General features: G+C 77.6%; 1 protein-coding gene. It reads right to left on the bottom strand.

The window, feature by feature from the left end; genetic code table 11:
- Positions 1-129: 129 nt before the first annotated feature.
- The gene (locus SACPADRAFT_RS0201765) at positions 130-825 is read right to left on the bottom strand and encodes a Maf family protein (protein ID WP_007027767.1); all 696 of its coding nucleotides are present in this window, start codon (positions 823-825) and stop codon (positions 130-132) included.
- Positions 826-946: the final 121 nt, after the last annotated feature.

The following is a 946-nucleotide window of genomic DNA, read 5'->3' as shown; positions in this document are numbered from 1 at the left end:
GTTGCGCGGGTGGCCGGAACTCGAGGTCCGCGCGACCGATCTGCGACCGTGCCCGTCGGGGGCCGGCAAGCGCTGAGGGCGCGGCCACGGGCCCCACCGCGCGGACACGGCCGCCACCGGGGCCGGAGGTCAGGCGCGGTCGCCGGTGCGGGTGTCGTCGGCGGCCCGCAGCGCGGGCCGCCACAGCTCGTGGACCGCCACCCCGACCCCGGCGAGCAGCCGCCGGGTCAGCGGCAGGCTGATGCCGATCACGCTCGACGGATCACCGTCGACGCCTTCGACGAACCAGCCGCCCACCCCGTCCAGCGTGAACGCCCCGGCGACGGCGAGCGGCTCCCCGGTGGCGACGTAGGCGTCCAGCTCCGCCGCGTCCGGGGCGGCGAAGCGGACGGTCGTGGTCCGGGTGTCGGCGGCCTCGCCGACGACCTCCCCGTGCCGGACGAGCACGACGGCGTGGCCGGTGAGCAGTGCGCCGGTGCCGCCGGACATCTCGGCCCAGCGGCTGCGGGCGGTGTCGGCCGTGCCCGGCTTGCCGACCGTCCGGCCGTTGATCGCCAGCATCGAGTCGCAGCCGACGACCACCGTCGCGGCCGCGGCACCGGGATCGACCGGGTCGGTGAGGGTGGCCGGGTCGGTGAAGGTGGCCGCGACCGCCTCGGCCTTGGCCCTGGCCAGGGCCGTGACCAGCTCGTCGGGGCTCGCGTCGGGCAACCCCTCGGTGATCGCGTCCTCGTCGACCCCGGACACGCGCACCTCGGGGTCGATCCCGGCGGCGCGCAGCACCGCGAGGCGGGCCGGTGAGGCGGAGGCCAGCACGAAACGCACGCGGCACAGGCTAGCAAGAGCGCTCGTGCCGGCCCCGGCCGTGACCGGGACTCAGGCGGGGTAGGCCGAGGCGCGCCAGCCGTCCCGTCCGGGGCGGTCGGGTATGCGCAGCCGCGAGGCG

The sequence above is a fragment of the Saccharomonospora iraqiensis subsp. paurometabolica YIM 90007 genome (genome assembly GCF_000231035.2).
Taxonomy (GTDB): Bacteria; Actinomycetota; Actinomycetes; order Mycobacteriales; family Pseudonocardiaceae; genus Saccharomonospora; species Saccharomonospora paurometabolica.
This window is presented reverse-complemented; position numbering and strand designations above follow the sequence as displayed.